Genomic DNA, 15,162 nt, shown 5'->3' with positions numbered 1-15,162 from the left:
CGTGTCCCGCATGTGATGGTCAGGAGGTTCATGTGAACAAGTCGTTGCTGGTTGGTGCGGTATTGGGTGCTGTCGGTGTAACAGCCGGGGGTGCTGTTGCCACCTACAGCCTGGTTAAAAGCGGCCCTGAGTATGCGCAAGTTCTAGCCGTTGAACCGGTCAAGACACAAATCAAGACGCCACGTGAAGTGTGCAAGGATGTAGCCGTGACCCGGCAGGCGCCGGTCAAAGATCAACACCAGATCGCCGGTACGGTGGTGGGTGCGCTGGCAGGTGGTTTGCTGGGTAACCAGATCGGCGGCGGCACCGGCAAAAAAATCGCCACGGTCGCAGGCGCGGTCGGCGGTGGTTATGCCGGTAACAAGGTTCAGGAAGGCATGCAAGAGCGTGACACCTACACCACGACTCAAACCCGTTGTAATACTGTGAATGACATCAGTGACAAGGTCGTAGGTTACGACGTTCGTTATTCACTGGATGGCAAGGAAGGCAAAGTGCGGATGGATCGTGATCCGGGTAATCAGATTCCGGTTGATAAGGAAGGCAAGTTGATCCTGTCGCAGAATGAGCCCAGTCAGTAAGTAGCTCAGGTTCAGATTAAAAAAAAGCACTCGATTAGAGTGCTTTTTTTGTGCCCGGAATACTGGTTTGAAGCCACTGCAGACCCTGTGGGAGCGGGCTTGCCCGCGATGGCGTCATCACCTGCGCCATTAATGACGACTGACACTCCGCTATCGCGGGCAAGCCCGCTCCCACAGGGATTGGTGGTGGTCCGAAGAGTGGAATTCCAGGCATAAAAAAGCACCCCGAAGGGTGCTTTTTTGTGGCCGGTCGCTTAGCGTTTCAGCGAGGGCGGCAGGTGCGGCTGGATGGCCGTCAGCACTGCCTTGAAGCATTTGGTGTTACCGGCAACGATGTGGCCTTTTTCAAGGAAATCGTGACCGCCGGTGAAGTCGCTCACCAAACCGCCTGCTTCCTGAATCAGCAGGGCGCCTGCAGCCATGTCCCACTCGGAAAGGCCCGACTCCCAGAATGCATCGAAGCGCCCGGCAGCCACGTAAGCCAGGTCCAGGCTCGCCGAACCGGCGCGGCGGATGCCGGCAGTCTGGCCAACCAGGGCGCGGAACATACCCAGGTAGTTGTCGAGGTTGTCCATCTGGTCGTCACGGAACGGGAAGCCGGTACCCAGCAGGGCGCCGTCCAGGCTGGTGCGACCGCTGACGCGCAGACGACGACCGTTCAGTTGAGCGCCGCGACCACGGCTGGCGGTGAATTCTTCCTGGCGAACCGGGTCCAGAACAACAGCGTGTTCCAGGCGACCGCGGTATTTGCAGGCGATGCTGACCGCGAAGTGGGGAATGCCGCGCAGGAAGTTGGTGGTGCCGTCCAGCGGATCGATGATCCACAGGTATTCTTCGCCTTCGATCCCGGTGCCGGCGTGCATGCCGGTTTCTTCACCCATGATGGAGTGGTTCGGGTAAGCCTTGCGCAGCGCGTCGATGATTTTCTGTTCAGCGGCGCGATCCACCTCGGATACGTAATCCTTGGCGTCTTTTTCGTCGACCTTGATGGTATCCAGGCGCTCGATGGAGCGGAAGATCAATTCACTGGCGCTGCGGGCGGCGCGCAGCGCGATATTCAGCATGGGCTGCATGGATGTGTCACCTAAGGTTGTTAAAGAAAGCCGGGCATTCTATCAGAAAGTTTCTACAGGAGAAGGTCGACGTTCGCTTTCGTGGCTTAACGGTAGGATGCGCTGTAAGATTCGGCTCCCCATTTCTGTGTTCGAGAGCGCCTCCCTTGCTGCATAACATTCGTGTCGTCCTGGTTAATACCAGCCATCCCGGCAATATCGGCGGGGCTGCGCGTGCCATGAAGAACATGGGCCTGTCGCGGCTGGTGCTGGTTGAACCACGGTTGTTCCCGCACCACGAGGCTGATGCCCGCGCCTCCGGTGCCGGAGACATCCTTGAAAACGCGCAAGTCGTCGCCACCCTGGAAGATGCCTTGGTCGGCTGCAATCTGGTGCTTGGCACCAGTGCCCGTGATCGCCGCATTCCGTGGCCGTTGCTCGATCCTCGCGAATGCGGGACGAAAGTGGTCGAGGAAGCGGGGCAGGGCGCGGAGATTGCCTTGGTCTTTGGTCGTGAAGACTCCGGCCTGACCAATGAAGAGCTGCAGCGATGTCATTATCACGTGCACATCCCATCAGACCCCGAGTTCAGTTCGCTGAACCTAGGGGCGGCAGTGCAGGTGTTGAGCTATGAAGTGCGCATGTCCTGGCTCGCGGCCCAAGGCCAGCCGAGCAAGGTCGAAAAGGATGAGGTGGCGTCCACCAAAAGTGGTGAGCTGGCGACCATGGATGAGCTGGAGCGATTCTATGAACACCTGGAGCAAACCCTGGTGGCCATCGAATTCCTCGATCCGGAAAAACCGCGGCACTTGATGGCGCGCCTGCGTCGGTTGTACGGACGAAGCTCGGTCAGCCGGGCGGAAATGAATATATTGCGTGGCATCCTCACGGAAACCCAGAAAGCGGCCCGTGGCGAGCTTCTAAAGCGGAAGGATTAATGATGTTCGAGCGATTGCGTGAAGATATCCAGAGTGTTTTCCATCGGGACCCGGCGGCGCGCAACGCTTTTGAAGTCCTGACGTGCTACCCGGGCATGCATGCCATCTGGATTCATCGTCTGTCGGCGGCCTTGTGGCGCGCCGAGTTGAAATGGCTGGCGCGGGTGGTATCGAACTTCGGGCGCTGGTTGACCGGGATCGAGATTCATCCGGGCGCCAAGGTCGGTCGTCGCTTCTTTATCGACCATGGCATGGGCATTGTCATCGGTGAAACCGCTGAAATCGGCAATGACGTCACCCTTTATCAAGGTGTAACGCTCGGCGGTACCAGCTGGAACAAAGGCAAGCGTCACCCGACCCTGGAAGACGGTGTTGTGGTGGGGGCGGGCGCCAAGGTACTGGGCCCATTCACCGTGGGTGCGGGGGCCAAAGTCGGCTCCAATGCCGTGGTGACCAAGGCTGTGCCGGCGGGTGCAACCGTTGTCGGGATTCCGGGGCGGATTATCGTCAAATCCGATGAAGAGCAGGACGCCAAGCGCAAGGCCATGGCCGAGAAGATCGGCTTTGATGCGTACGGTGTCGGCGAAGACATGCCTGACCCGGTGGCGCGGGCCATCAATCAGTTGCTCGATCACCTGCAGGCGGTTGATGGTCGTCTGGAAGGGATGTGCGGGGCGTTGAAGGATTTGGGCAGTAATTACTGTGCGAAAGAGCTGCCTGAACTGCGTGAAGAAGACTTCGCGTGCGTGAAGGACAAGGATCAAAGCCAGGCCAGCTAAACCGCGCTGGCCCCTTCGCGAGCAGGCCCGCTCCCACATTTGATCTCTGTTGCACACAGAATCTGTGAACACTGGAGATCTAATGTGGGAGCGGGCTTGCTCGCGAAGAACGATAACGCGCAATTGCTGGCTGTACCCGCCCAGCCTTTGCTATGATGCGGCCGCTCTTTTGCGGGTAAACCTGACTAAAGTACTAGGTCTTATAGTTGACTTAAATACTCGGGAATTGCATACTCGCCCCATTCCGAACTCCGTGGTAATTGTCCATGAGACTGACTACAAAAGGCCGATACGCCGTGACCGCCATGCTCGATCTGGCGTTGCACGCGCAACACGGGCCGGTGTCCCTGGCCGATATCTCCGAGCGCCAAGGCATCTCCCTGTCCTACCTCGAACAGCTTTTCGCCAAATTGCGCCGCAGCAATCTGGTGTCCAGTGTTCGTGGTCCGGGCGGCGGCTACCAACTGTCCCGCGACATGCAGGGCATCCAGGTCGCCCAGGTGATCGATGCGGTCAACGAATCGGTCGATGCCACCAAGTGCCAGGGCCAAGGTGATTGCCATCAGGGCGACACCTGCCTGACCCACCACTTGTGGTGCGATCTGAGCCTGCAGATTCACGAATTTCTGAGCGGTATCAGCTTGGCTGATCTTGTCACTCGCCGTGAGGTGCAAGAAGTAGCCCAGCGTCAGGACCAGCGTCGTTGCAACAGCAAGACGCCACGCCTGGACAAGATTGAAGCGTCCGCCGTCGAATGACAGCCATAGAGCTAGCGGCACGCCAGCCAGCCTGATTTAGGAGAGAGTCCATGAAATTGCCGATTTACCTTGATTACTCTGCGACCACCCCGGTTGATCCGCGTGTTGCGCAAAAAATGAGTGAATGCCTGCTGGTCGACGGAAACTTCGGTAACCCGGCGTCCCGTTCCCACGTGTTTGGCTGGAAAGCTGAAGAGTCCGTCGAAAACGCTCGTCGTCAGGTCGCTGACCTGGTCAACGCCGACCCGCGTGAAATCGTCTGGACCTCCGGTGCCACCGAATCCGACAACCTGGCAATCAAGGGTGCGGCGCATTTCTATGCGACTAAAGGCAAACACCTGATCACCACCAAGATTGAGCACAAGGCTGTCCTCGACACCATGCGCCAACTGGAGCGTGAAGGCTTTGAAGTGACTTACCTCGAGCCTCGCACCGATGGTCTGGTTACGCCTGAAATGATCGAAGCCGCGCTGCGTGACGACACCATCCTGGTTTCGGTCATGCACGTGAACAACGAAATCGGCACCATCAACGACATCGCTGCCATCGGCGAACTGACCCGCGCCAGGGGCATTCTGTTCCACGTCGACGCTGCTCAGTCCACCGGCAAGGTCGAGATCGACCTGCAAAAGCTGAAAGTCGACATGATGTCGTTCTCCGCCCACAAAACCTACGGCCCTAAAGGCATCGGCGCGCTGTACGTCAGCCGCAAGCCGCGTGTGCGCATCGAAGCGACCATGCACGGCGGCGGTCACGAGCGTGGCATGCGTTCCGGCACCCTGGCGACCCACCAGATCGTCGGCATGGGCGAAGCCTTCCGCGTAGCCAAGGAAGACATGGCTGCCGAGAACGTCCGGATCAAAGCCCTGAGCGACCGTTTCTTCAAGCAGGTCGAAGACCTGGAAGAGCTGTACGTCAACGGCAGCATGACCGCCCGCGTTCCGCACAACCTGAACCTGAGCTTCAACTATGTTGAAGGCGAGTCGCTGATCATGGCGCTCAAGGATCTGGCGGTTTCGTCCGGTTCGGCTTGCACCTCGGCTTCGCTGGAGCCTTCGTACGTGCTGCGCGCCTTGGGCCGCAACGACGAACTGGCACACAGCTCGATCCGCTTCACCTTCGGCCGTTTCACCACCGAAGAAGAAATCGACTACGCCGCGCAGAAAGTCTGCGAGGCCGTTACCAAGCTGCGCACTCTGTCGCCGCTGTGGGACATGTACAAAGACGGTGTCGACATTTCGAAAATCGAGTGGGCGGCACACTGATTTCAAGTCGCCGCGAACCGGCCCTGTGAATCACGATTTGCAGGGCTCAAAGAGCGACTCTCTGATGAGTGAGGAATAAGCATCATGGCTTACAGCGAAAAGGTCATCGACCACTACGAAAACCCGCGTAACGTCGGCAAGATGGACGCCGAAGACCCGGATGTCGGCACCGGCATGGTGGGCGCCCCGGCGTGCGGCGACGTGATGCGTCTGCAAATCAAGGTCAACGAACAAGGCATCATCGAAGACGCCAAGTTCAAGACCTACGGTTGCGGTTCGGCTATCGCCTCCAGCTCCCTGGCGACCGAGTGGATGAAAGGCAAGACTCTGGATGAAGCAGAGACCATCAAAAACACTCAGCTGGCCGAAGAACTGGCCCTGCCGCCAGTGAAAATTCACTGCTCCGTACTCGCTGAAGACGCTATCAAAGCGGCCGTTCGCGACTACAAGCAGAAGAAAGGCTTGATCTGATTTTCAGGATTTTGCGACGAGTAAGGAGTCACCGATGGCTATCAGCATGACAGAAGCGGCTGCTCGACACGTGCGACGCTCCCTTGACGGGCGCGGCAAAGGTGAAGGGATTCGTCTGGGTGTTCGCACCACGGGCTGTTCCGGCCTTGCCTACGTGCTGGAGTTTGTCGACGAGGTGGTTGCAGAGGATCAGGTGTTCGAAAGTCACGGCGAGAAAGTGATCATCGACCCGAAAAGTCTCGCCTACCTGGACGGCACCGAGCTCGATTTCGTCAAGGAAGGGTTGAACGAAGGCTTCAAGTTCAACAACCCCAATGTGCGCGGTGAATGTGGCTGCGGCGAAAGCTTCAACATCTGAGGCTTCTTGTGGGTACTCCTTGTCATTTTGCTTTATTCGAGCTGCAACCGAGTTTCAATCTGGACCTCGACCAGCTGGCTACGCGCTACCGCGAGTTGGCGCGCAGTGTTCATCCGGACCGTTTTGCGGACGCTTCCGAGCGCGAGCAACGGTTGGCGCTAGAGCAATCCGCGAGCCTCAACGAGGCCTACCAGACGCTCAAAAGTCCCCCGAAGCGCGCGCGTTATCTGCTCGCTATGGGAGGTCGCGAGCTGCCGCTGGAGGTCACGGTGCATGATCCGGCGTTTCTTCTGCAGCAGATGGCGCTGCGTGAAGAGCTCGAAGACTTGCAGGACAGTGCCGACCTGGCCGGTGTTGCGGTGTTCAAGCGTCGCCTGAAAACCGCGCAGGATGAACTGAACCAAAGCTTCGCAGCCTGTTGGGATGATGCAGCGCAACGCGAGCAGGCCGAACGCCTGATGCGGCGCATGCAGTTCCTCGACAAGCTCACCTACGAAGTGCGCCAGCTGGAAGAGCGCCTCGACGATTAACCCAGTGCCGCTCCGGTCGCACGCCTGATATACAGATAAGTCCTGATCACGATGGCCCTACTGCAGATCGCCGAACCCGGCCAAAGTCCTCAACCGCACCAGCGTCGTCTGGCTGTGGGGATCGACTTGGGTACTACCAACTCGCTGGTCGCTGCTTTGCGCAGCGGTCTTTCCGAGCCTCTGGCCGACGCTGACGGGCAGGTCATTCTGCCGTCTGCCGTGCGCTACCACGCTGATCGTGTCGAGGTTGGCGAGTCGGCCAAACTGGCTGCCGCTTCCGATCCTTTAAACACTGTGCTGTCGGTCAAGCGCTTGATGGGTCGTGGTCTGTCCGACGTCAAGCAATTGGGCGATCAGTTGCCGTACCGCTTTGTCGGCGGCGAATCGCACATGCCGTTCATTGAGACGATCCAGGGACCGAAAAGCCCGGTCGAAGTCTCTGCCGATATCCTCAAAGTGTTGCGTCAGCGTGCAGAGGCGACGTTGGGTGGCGAGTTGGTCGGTGCAGTGATCACCGTTCCGGCCTATTTTGACGATGCTCAGCGTCAAGCCACCAAGGACGCAGCGAAACTGGCTGGCTTGAACGTGCTGCGTTTGCTCAATGAGCCGACCGCCGCTGCCGTGGCTTACGGTCTGGATCAGCACGCCGAAGGCTTGGTCGCGATTTATGACCTGGGCGGCGGCACCTTCGATATTTCGATTCTGCGCCTGACCGGCGGTGTGTTCGAAGTGCTGGCCACCGGCGGCGACAGCGCCCTGGGCGGCGACGACTTCGACCATGCGATCGCCGGCTGGATCATCGAGAGCGCCGGTTTGTCCGCCGACCTCGATCCGGGAGCGCAACGCAATCTGCTGCAAACCGCCTGCGCGGCCAAAGAAGCACTGACCGATGCTGTGTCTGTAGAGGTCGCTTACGGCGACTGGAAAGCGGAAATGACTCGCGAAGCTTTCAATGCGCTGATCGAGCCGATGGTTGCTCGGAGTCTGAAAGCCTGCCGTCGCGCGGTGCGTGATTCCGGCATCGAGCTTGAAGAAGTGCACGCTGTGGTTATGGTGGGTGGCTCGACGCGCGTACCTCGCGTTCGCGAAGCCGTCGCCCAAGCCTTCGGTCGTCAGCCATTGACGGAGATCGACCCGGATCAAGTGGTCGCCATCGGGGCCGCGATCCAGGCCGATACGCTGGCAGGCAACAAGCGCGATGGTGGCGAACTGCTGTTGCTCGACGTGATTCCATTGTCTCTGGGGCTGGAAACCATGGGCGGCCTGATGGAGAAGGTGATTCCGCGCAATACCACCATCCCCGTCGCTCGCGCCCAGGACTTCACTACTTACAAAGACGGCCAGTCGGCCATGGCGATTCATGTGTTGCAGGGCGAGCGCGAACTGATCAGCGATTGCCGTTCCCTGGCCCGTTTCGAATTGCGCGGTATTCCAGCGATGGTGGCGGGCGCGGCGAAGATTCGCGTGACCTTCCAGGTCGACGCCGACGGTCTGCTCAGCGTGTCGGCCCGGGAATTGGGTTCGGGCGTTGAAGCCAGCATCCAGGTCAAGCCTTCCTATGGCCTGACCGACGGCGAAATCGCCAGGATGCTCAAGGATTCGTTCCAGCACGCCAACGACGACAAGGTCGCCCGCGTATTGCGTGAGCAGCAGGTCGATGCCCAGCGATTGATCGAAGCGGTGCAAGCCGCCCTCGACGCCGACGGTGAGCGCCTGCTCGACGCCGAGGAGCGCATGGTCATCGATTTGCAGATGCAGGAACTGACCGAACTGATGAAAGGTACCGATGGCTACGCCATCGAGCAGCAGACCAAGCGTCTGTCGCAAGTGACCGATGCATTTGCAGCCCGCCGCCTGGATTCGACGGTAAAAGCCGCGCTGGCGGGGCGCAATCTGAATGAAATCGAGGATAATTGATGCCGCAGGTCATTTTTCTGCCACACGAGAAGTTTTGCCCGGAAGGCATGGTTGTCGAGGCTGCGCCCGGTACGTCGATTCTTGAGTTGGCTCATGAGCACCATATCGAGATGGAAAGTGCCTGCGGTGGCGTCTGTGCCTGCACCACCTGCCACTGCATCATCCGCGAAGGTTTTGACTCGCTGGAAGAAGCGGATGAGCTGGAAGAGGACTTTCTTGATCGGGCCTGGGGTCTGGAGGCTCAATCGCGTCTAGGCTGTCAGGCGATCGTCGGGACTGAAGACCTGACGGTCGAGATTCCGAAGTACTCGCTCAACCATGCCGCCGAAGCGCCGCATTGATTCAAGGAACTGTCATGAGTCTCAAGTGGACTGATGTGCTGGAAATTTCGATCCAGCTGGCTGAAAGCAAGCCCGATATTGACCCGATGTCGGTCAACTTCGTCGATCTGCGCAGATGGGTGATGGAATTGCCCGAGTTCGACGACAAGCCTGAACATTGTGGCGAAAAGATCCTGGAGGCCATTCAGGCCCACTGGATCGAAGAGCGCGACTGAGCCACGCTGCAGGTTAGGCAATACCCAAGAACCCGCGTATAATTCGCGGGTTTAATTTTTCGCAAATTACCGTTTCTGGAGTTACATCATGGCTGTTCAACGTACTTTCTCCATCATCAAGCCTGACGCCGTTGCTAAAAACGTCATCGGCGAAATCACCACTCGTTTCGAAAAAGCAGGCCTGCGCGTTGTAGCTTCGAAACTGAAGCAACTGTCCAAAGCTGAAGCTGAAGGCTTCTACGCTGAGCACAGCGCTCGTGGTTTCTTCGGCGACCTGGTTGCATTCATGATCTCCGGCCCGGTTGTCGTTCAGGTTCTGGAAGGCGAAAACGCTATCGCTCTGAACCGTGAGCTGATGGGCGCTACCAACCCTAAAGAAGCTGCTGCCGGCACCATCCGTGCTGACTTCGCTGATTCCATCGACGCCAACGCTGTACACGGTTCGGACTCCGAAGCCGCTGCTGCTCGCGAAATCTCGTACTTCTTCGCTGCTACTGAAGTAACCACTCGCTAAGCATTGGCTTATGAGTGAAGGTGAATCCATGACTACATCGACTGTAAAAACCAACCTGCTGGGTCTGACTCAACAGGAAATGGAGAAATTCTTCGACTCAATCGGGGAGAAGCGTTTCCGTGCCGGTCAGGTAATGAAATGGATTCACCACCTTGGCGTCGATGATTTCGACGCCATGACGAACGTCAGCAAGGCTTTGCGCGACAAGCTCAAGGCCATTGCCGAGGTTCGCGGTCCTGAAGTGGTCAGCGAGGACATTTCCACCGACGGCACCCGTAAGTGGGTGGTGCGCGTGGCGTCCGGCAGCTGCGTCGAGACCGTTTACATTCCCCAGGGCAAACGCGGCACTCTGTGCGTTTCGTCCCAGGCAGGCTGTGCCCTGGACTGCAGTTTCTGCTCCACCGGCAAGCAAGGTTTCAACAGCAACCTCACCGCCGCCGAAGTCATCGGCCAGGTGTGGATTGCCAACAAATCGTTCGGCAGCATCCCGGCGACCGCCGACCGTGCCATCACCAACGTGGTGATGATGGGCATGGGCGAGCCGCTGCTGAACTTCGACAACGTCGTCGCGGCCATGCATCTGATGATGGACGACCTGGGTTACGGCATTTCCAAGCGTCGTGTGACCCTGTCGACCTCCGGCGTGGTGCCGATGATCGATGAGCTGTCCAAGCACATCGACGTCTCCCTGGCGTTGTCCCTGCACGCACCGAACGACGCATTGCGTAACCAATTGGTGCCGATCAACAAGAAATATCCGCTTAAGATGCTGCTCGAGTCGTGCCAGCGCTACATGTCGTCCCTGGGCGAAAAACGTGTGCTGACCATCGAGTACACCTTGCTCAAGGACATCAACGACAAGGTCGAGCACGCGGTTGAAATGATCGAGTTGTTGAAGAACGTTCCGTGCAAAATCAACCTGATTCCGTTCAACCCGTTCCCGCATTCCGGTTACGAGCGCCCGAGCAACAACGCGATTCGCCGTTTCCAGGATCAGCTTCACCATGCCGGCTTCAATGTCACCGTACGCACCACCCGCGGTGAAGACATCGATGCCGCGTGTGGCCAATTAGTAGGGCAGGTGCTGGATCGCACCCGTCGCAGCGAACGTTATATCGCCGTGCGCGAGTTGAGCGCAGACAGCGATATCGCTTCGAGCGCCGCGAAATAAATCAAGAGAGGATCTCTATGTCCCTGCGCTTTGCGCTGCTTGTGCTGTTGGCCAGCCTTTGTGCTGGTTGCGTCCTGTCGGGCGATTACAACCCGATGAAGACCAGCGAGGGCCGCGATGAAGCGCGTGTTGCCTATGTGCAACTGGGCTTGGGCTACTTGCAACAGGGCATGACCGAGCGCGCCAAGGTGCCGCTGAAAAAGGCGTTGGAGCTGGACAGTTCGGACCCCGATGCCAACGCGGCGTTGGGGCTGGTGTTCCAGGCCGAGATGGAGCCGGAGCTGGCGGACGAACACTTTCGCAAAGCTTTGTCTTCTCGTCCTGACAATGCGCGAATCCTGAACAATTACGGCAGTTTTCTTTTCGAGCAGAAACGTTACAAGGAGGCTTACGAGCGCTTCGAACAGGCCGCCGCCGATACCCTGTATCCTGAGCGTTCAAGGGTGTTCGAGAATCTGGGCATGACCGCTTCCAGGCTTGGCCAGCGTGATCTGGCCCAGCAGCAGCTGGAAAAAGCCCTGCGTTTGAATCGTCAGCAACCTCGTGCACTGCTGGAAATGGCTGAGTTGTCTTACGAAGACAGGCATTATGTGCCCGCGCGTGACTATTACGACCGTTTTAGCCTGCTCACGGAGCAAAATGCACGTAGTCTATTGCTCGGCGTCCGGCTGGCAAAAGTGTTCGAAGATCGCGACAAGGCCGCCAGTTTTGGCCTGCAACTAAAACGACTCTATCCCGGTACGCCGGAATATCAGCAATACCTGTCGGAGCAATGATGAAAGCGGCGCATCCCGAAGTTGTAGCAGCGAATCGCGTTAACCCCGGTGAAACCTTGCGCCAGGCCCGCGAAAGCAATGGCTGGTCGCTGGCCGAAGTGGCCCTCAAGCTCAACCTCACCGTCAATTCCTTGAGCAATCTTGAAACCGGCGCTTTCGACAAGCTGCCTGGGCACACCTTTGCCCGCGGTTATATTCGCGCGTACGCCAAATTGCTCGGTATGGACCAGACCGTTCTGGTTCAGCAGTTCGACCAGTCCACCGGCACCGACTCCCAAGGCAGCAATGTCCACAGCCTGGGGCGTATCGAAGAACCGGTTCGGGTTTCCCACACCATTTTGCGAATCGTTAGCCTGTTACTGCTGATTGCGGTGATCGGCGGTGGTTTTATCTGGTGGCAGGATCAGACTTCATTGCGCACCAAAGAACTGACGAGCCTGAGCCCGGAGCACGTTGAAGTCGAAGGCGCCGATGGCACCACCCAGATCCATCCGCTGGACGAGCCGGAAGACCAGGCTGTCGCGGAAGCTCAGGCTGAAGGCTCGACGGCGCTGGCGTTGCCGCAAGCCGAAAACTCCACGGAGGCTCCAGCCGAACCTGAAGCCACGGCGCCTGCCGCCGCTCCAACTGCTCCAACTGCACCGACTGCCCCAGCGCCTGCTGCACCGACGCACAGCGCAGCACCTGTTATCGCAACGCCGGCAGCGCCAGCCCCGACGGCACCTGTTGTGTCGACACCGCCTGCGAGCGCTTCGGTGACGCCGACCATTCCTGCTCCGGCAGCGGCCGTCCCGGTTGCCGGCCAAGGCCAGGTTCAACTGCAATTCACCGCCGATTGCTGGACGCAAGTCACCGACGGCACTGGCAAAGTGCTGCTGAGTGGTCTCAAGCGTAAAGGCGAAAGCGTTACCGTCAGCGGCAAGCCGCCGTTTGCCGTGCGTCTGGGCTTCGCCCGTGGCGCGCAGGTCAGCTACAACGGGCAGGTGGTTGATGTCGCTCCGTTCACCAGTGGCGAGACTGCTCGCCTGAAGTTGGGTCAATAAGTCATGCACGGCGAATCTCCAATCAAGCGTCGCGAATCCCGGAAAATCTGGGTCGGTAACGTGCCTGTTGGCGGCGATGCGCCCATCGCTGTGCAGAGCATGACCAACAGCGACACCAATGACGTCGCCGCCACCGTGGCCCAGATCAATCGTCTGGAAGCCGCTGGCGTCGATATCGTGCGGATTTCCGTGCCGGACATGGATGCCGCCGAAGCCTTCGGCAAGATCAAGCAACTGGTCAAAGTGCCGTTGGTTGCCGACATCCACTTCGACTACAGGATCGCGTTGCGCGTCGCCGAACTGGGCGTTGATTGCCTGCGCATCAATCCGGGCAACATCGGTCGCGAAGACCGCGTGCGTGCAGTCGTCGATGCCGCCCGTGATCGCGGGATTCCGATTCGCATCGGCGTCAACGCGGGTTCGCTGGAAAAAGACCTGCAAAAGAAATACGGCGAGCCGACCCCGGAAGCGTTGGTCGAATCCGCCCTGCGTCACGTCGAACACCTTGAACGCCTGAACTTCCAGGACTTCAAGGTCAGCGTGAAAGCCTCCGACGTGTTCATGGCCGTCGCCGCTTACCGCTTGCTGGCCAAGGAAATCGTCCAGCCGCTGCACCTGGGCATCACCGAAGCCGGTGGTTTGCGTTCAGGCACAGTGAAATCCGCCGTGGGCCTCGGTATGCTGCTCGCCGAAGGGATTGGCGATACTATCCGCATCTCGTTGGCGGCTGATCCGGTCGAGGAAGTGAAAGTCGGCTACGACATTCTCAAATCCCTGCACCTGCGTTCCCGTGGCATCAACTTCATTGCCTGCCCGAGCTGCTCGCGGCAGAACTTCGATGTGGTCAAAACCATGAACGAGCTGGAAGAGCGCCTCGAAGATCTGCTGGTGCCGCTGGATGTCGCAGTCATCGGTTGCGTGGTCAACGGACCGGGCGAAGCCAAGGAAGCCCATATCGGCTTGACCGGCGGCACGCCAAACCTGATTTACATCGACGGCAAGCCGTCACAGAAACTGACGAATGACAATCTGGTGGATGAGCTTGAACGCTTGATCCGCCAGAAAGCGGCCGAAAAGGTCGAAGCCGACGCAGCAGTAATCGCTCGCGGCTGATCGAACGAATTTAAGGATTTAAAGTGAGCAAGTCTCTGCAAGCCATACGTGGCATGAACGACATCCTGCCCGAACAGACTCCCCTGTGGCGTCATTTCGAGGGCACTGTTTCGCGTCTGCTGGATAACTACGGTTACAAGCAGATCCGCATGCCGATCGTCGAGTTCACCGAGCTGTTCAAGCGCTCGATCGGCGAAGTGACCGACATCGTCGAAAAAGAGATGTACACCTTCGAAGACCGCAACGGCGATTCGCTGACCCTGCGCCCGGAAGGCACAGCGGCGTGCGTGCGTGCAGTGCTCGAGCACGGCATCACCGGCGGCGGCCAGGTGCAGAAACTCTGGTACATCGGCCCGATGTTCCGCCACGAACGTCCGCAGAAAGGCCGTTATCGCCAGTTCCACCAGATCGGTGTCGAGGTGTTCAACATCGACGGTCCGGACATCGACGCCGAGCTGATCGTGCTGACCTGGCGCCTGTGGGGCGAGCTGGGCATCCGCGATGCGGTCAAACTCGAGCTCAACAGCCTGGGCACCAGCGAATCCCGTGGCCGTTATCGCGACGCGCTGGTCGAATTCCTGTCCGCTCACCTGGACAAGCTCGACGAAGACAGCCAACGCCGTCTGAAGACCAACCCGTTGCGTGTTCTGGACACCAAGAACGCCGACACTCAAGCGATCCTGGTCGACGCGCCGAAAATGGCCGACTACCTCGACGACGAATCCCGCGTGCACTTCGAGGGCCTCAAGGCTCGCCTGGACGCCGCCGGCATTCCTTATGTGATCAACCCGAAGCTGGTCCGCGGGCTGGATTACTACAGCAAGACCGTTTTTGAATGGGTCACCGACAAGTTGGGCGCTCAAGGCACCGTGTGTGCCGGCGGTCGTTATGACGGTCTGGTGGAGCAGATGGGCGGCAAGCCGACCACGGGCGTTGGTTTCGCCATGGGCATCGAGCGCCTGGTGTTGCTGCTGGAAACCCTGGAGCAGATCCCGCAAGAGATCTCCCGTCAGGTCGACGTTTATCTTTGCGCATTCGGCGAGGCTGCCGAGCTGGCGGCCCTGACGTTGAGCGAGAAGGTTCGCGATCAATTGCCCAACCTGCGCCTGCAAGTGAATGCCGGCGCCGGCAGCTTCAAAAGCCAGTTCAAGAAAGCCGACAAGAGTGGTGCGTTGTACGCGCTGATCCTCGGTGACGACGAAATGGCCCAGCAAGTGGTAGGTTTCAAACCCCTGCGTGGCCAGGGCGAACAACAAAGCATTGCCTGGGATGCGCTTGCTGCACACCTGGCCACCTGCGTCGTGCAGGGTTGAAGCTGTCATAAACAGCCGAATTAGCGA

General features: G+C 58.8%; 18 protein-coding genes. 17 read left to right on the top strand and 1 reads right to left on the bottom strand.

Features of this window, described 5'->3' with window-relative positions:
• Nucleotides 1-32 precede the first annotated feature (32 nt).
• A complete protein-coding gene (locus tag ACYZT9_RS21865) occupies nucleotides 33-581 on the top strand; it encodes a glycine zipper 2TM domain-containing protein (RefSeq protein ID WP_462007375.1) in 549 nt (182 codons plus the stop codon).
• Between the two features lie 254 nt (nucleotides 582-835).
• Here ACYZT9_RS21865 and suhB read toward each other — a convergent pair whose 3' ends face one another.
• Nucleotides 836-1,654: a type III secretion system regulator SuhB gene (gene suhB / locus ACYZT9_RS21860; RefSeq protein WP_462007374.1), complete on the bottom strand. Its 819-nt coding sequence runs from the start codon at nucleotides 1,652-1,654 to the stop codon at nucleotides 836-838.
• A 146-nt stretch (nucleotides 1,655-1,800) separates the two neighbouring features.
• Here suhB and trmJ point away from each other — a divergent pair, with 146 nt between their 5' ends.
• The 16 genes from trmJ (at nucleotide 1,801) to hisS (ending at nucleotide 15,135) form a co-directional block, all read left to right on the top strand.
• Nucleotides 1,801-2,571 (top strand): tRNA (cytosine(32)/uridine(32)-2'-O)-methyltransferase TrmJ, encoded by a 771-nt coding sequence (gene trmJ / locus ACYZT9_RS21855; protein ID WP_157710468.1) that lies wholly within the window; start codon nucleotides 1,801-1,803, stop codon nucleotides 2,569-2,571.
• A gap of 2 nt (nucleotides 2,572-2,573) precedes the next feature.
• Complete coding sequence (gene cysE, locus ACYZT9_RS21850; RefSeq protein ID WP_462007373.1) at nucleotides 2,574-3,350, top strand: serine O-acetyltransferase; 777 nt, start codon at nucleotides 2,574-2,576, stop codon at nucleotides 3,348-3,350.
• Nucleotides 3,351-3,616: 266 nt separating this feature from the next.
• Entirely contained in the window at nucleotides 3,617-4,108 is a 492-nt protein-coding gene (gene iscR / locus ACYZT9_RS21845) for a Fe-S cluster assembly transcriptional regulator IscR (protein WP_008042436.1), read from the top strand.
• A 50-nt stretch (nucleotides 4,109-4,158) separates the two neighbouring features.
• Nucleotides 4,159-5,373, top strand: a complete 1,215-nt coding sequence (locus tag ACYZT9_RS21840; RefSeq protein ID WP_462007372.1) for an IscS subfamily cysteine desulfurase — start codon at nucleotides 4,159-4,161, stop codon at nucleotides 5,371-5,373.
• 84 nt (nucleotides 5,374-5,457) lie between these two features.
• Entirely contained in the window at nucleotides 5,458-5,844 is a 387-nt protein-coding gene (iscU, locus tag ACYZT9_RS21835) for a Fe-S cluster assembly scaffold IscU (protein WP_003443374.1), read from the top strand.
• Between the two features lie 34 nt (nucleotides 5,845-5,878).
• Nucleotides 5,879-6,202, top strand: coding sequence for an iron-sulfur cluster assembly protein IscA (iscA, locus tag ACYZT9_RS21830; protein WP_003227904.1), 324 nt, complete (start codon nucleotides 5,879-5,881; stop codon nucleotides 6,200-6,202).
• 8 nt (nucleotides 6,203-6,210) lie between these two features.
• Nucleotides 6,211-6,732, top strand: coding sequence for a co-chaperone HscB (gene hscB / locus ACYZT9_RS21825; RefSeq protein WP_462007371.1), 522 nt, complete (start codon nucleotides 6,211-6,213; stop codon nucleotides 6,730-6,732).
• A gap of 51 nt (nucleotides 6,733-6,783) precedes the next feature.
• A complete protein-coding gene (gene hscA / locus ACYZT9_RS21820) occupies nucleotides 6,784-8,649 on the top strand; it encodes a Fe-S protein assembly chaperone HscA (protein ID WP_462007370.1) in 1,866 nt (621 codons plus the stop codon).
• On the top strand, nucleotides 8,649-8,990 hold the full coding sequence (fdx, locus tag ACYZT9_RS21815; RefSeq protein ID WP_265066189.1) for an ISC system 2Fe-2S type ferredoxin: 342 nt from the start codon (nucleotides 8,649-8,651) through the stop codon (nucleotides 8,988-8,990). Before hscA ends, fdx begins: the two co-directional genes overlap by 1 nt.
• Nucleotides 8,991-9,004: 14 nt before the next feature.
• Nucleotides 9,005-9,205, top strand: coding sequence for a Fe-S cluster assembly protein IscX (iscX, locus tag ACYZT9_RS21810; RefSeq protein ID WP_462007369.1), 201 nt, complete (start codon nucleotides 9,005-9,007; stop codon nucleotides 9,203-9,205).
• Nucleotides 9,206-9,293: 88 nt separating this feature from the next.
• Nucleotides 9,294-9,719, top strand: coding sequence for a nucleoside-diphosphate kinase (ndk, locus tag ACYZT9_RS21805; protein WP_007916882.1), 426 nt, complete (start codon nucleotides 9,294-9,296; stop codon nucleotides 9,717-9,719).
• 28 nt (nucleotides 9,720-9,747) lie between these two features.
• Nucleotides 9,748-10,890 carry a dual-specificity RNA methyltransferase RlmN gene (gene rlmN, locus ACYZT9_RS21800; protein WP_462007368.1) on the top strand — a complete coding sequence of 381 codons (1,143 nt, stop codon included), beginning with the start codon at nucleotides 9,748-9,750 and terminating at the stop codon, nucleotides 10,888-10,890.
• Nucleotides 10,891-10,907: 17 nt separating this feature from the next.
• A complete protein-coding gene (pilW, locus tag ACYZT9_RS21795; RefSeq protein ID WP_462007367.1) occupies nucleotides 10,908-11,666 on the top strand; it encodes a type IV pilus biogenesis/stability protein PilW in 759 nt (252 codons plus the stop codon).
• On the top strand, nucleotides 11,666-12,709 hold the full coding sequence (locus tag ACYZT9_RS21790; protein ID WP_462007366.1) for a RodZ domain-containing protein: 1,044 nt from the start codon (nucleotides 11,666-11,668) through the stop codon (nucleotides 12,707-12,709). Before pilW ends, ACYZT9_RS21790 begins: the two co-directional genes overlap by 1 nt.
• 3 nt (nucleotides 12,710-12,712) lie before the next feature.
• Nucleotides 12,713-13,822 (top strand): flavodoxin-dependent (E)-4-hydroxy-3-methylbut-2-enyl-diphosphate synthase, encoded by a 1,110-nt coding sequence (gene ispG, locus ACYZT9_RS21785; RefSeq protein ID WP_462007365.1) that lies wholly within the window; start codon nucleotides 12,713-12,715, stop codon nucleotides 13,820-13,822.
• Between the two features lie 23 nt (nucleotides 13,823-13,845).
• Complete coding sequence (gene hisS, locus ACYZT9_RS21780; RefSeq protein WP_462007364.1) at nucleotides 13,846-15,135, top strand: histidine--tRNA ligase; 1,290 nt, start codon at nucleotides 13,846-13,848, stop codon at nucleotides 15,133-15,135.
• Nucleotides 15,136-15,162: the final 27 nt, after the last annotated feature.

The sequence above is a fragment of the Pseudomonas sp. ZT5P21 genome (genome assembly GCF_054897785.1).
This window is presented reverse-complemented; position numbering and strand designations above follow the sequence as displayed.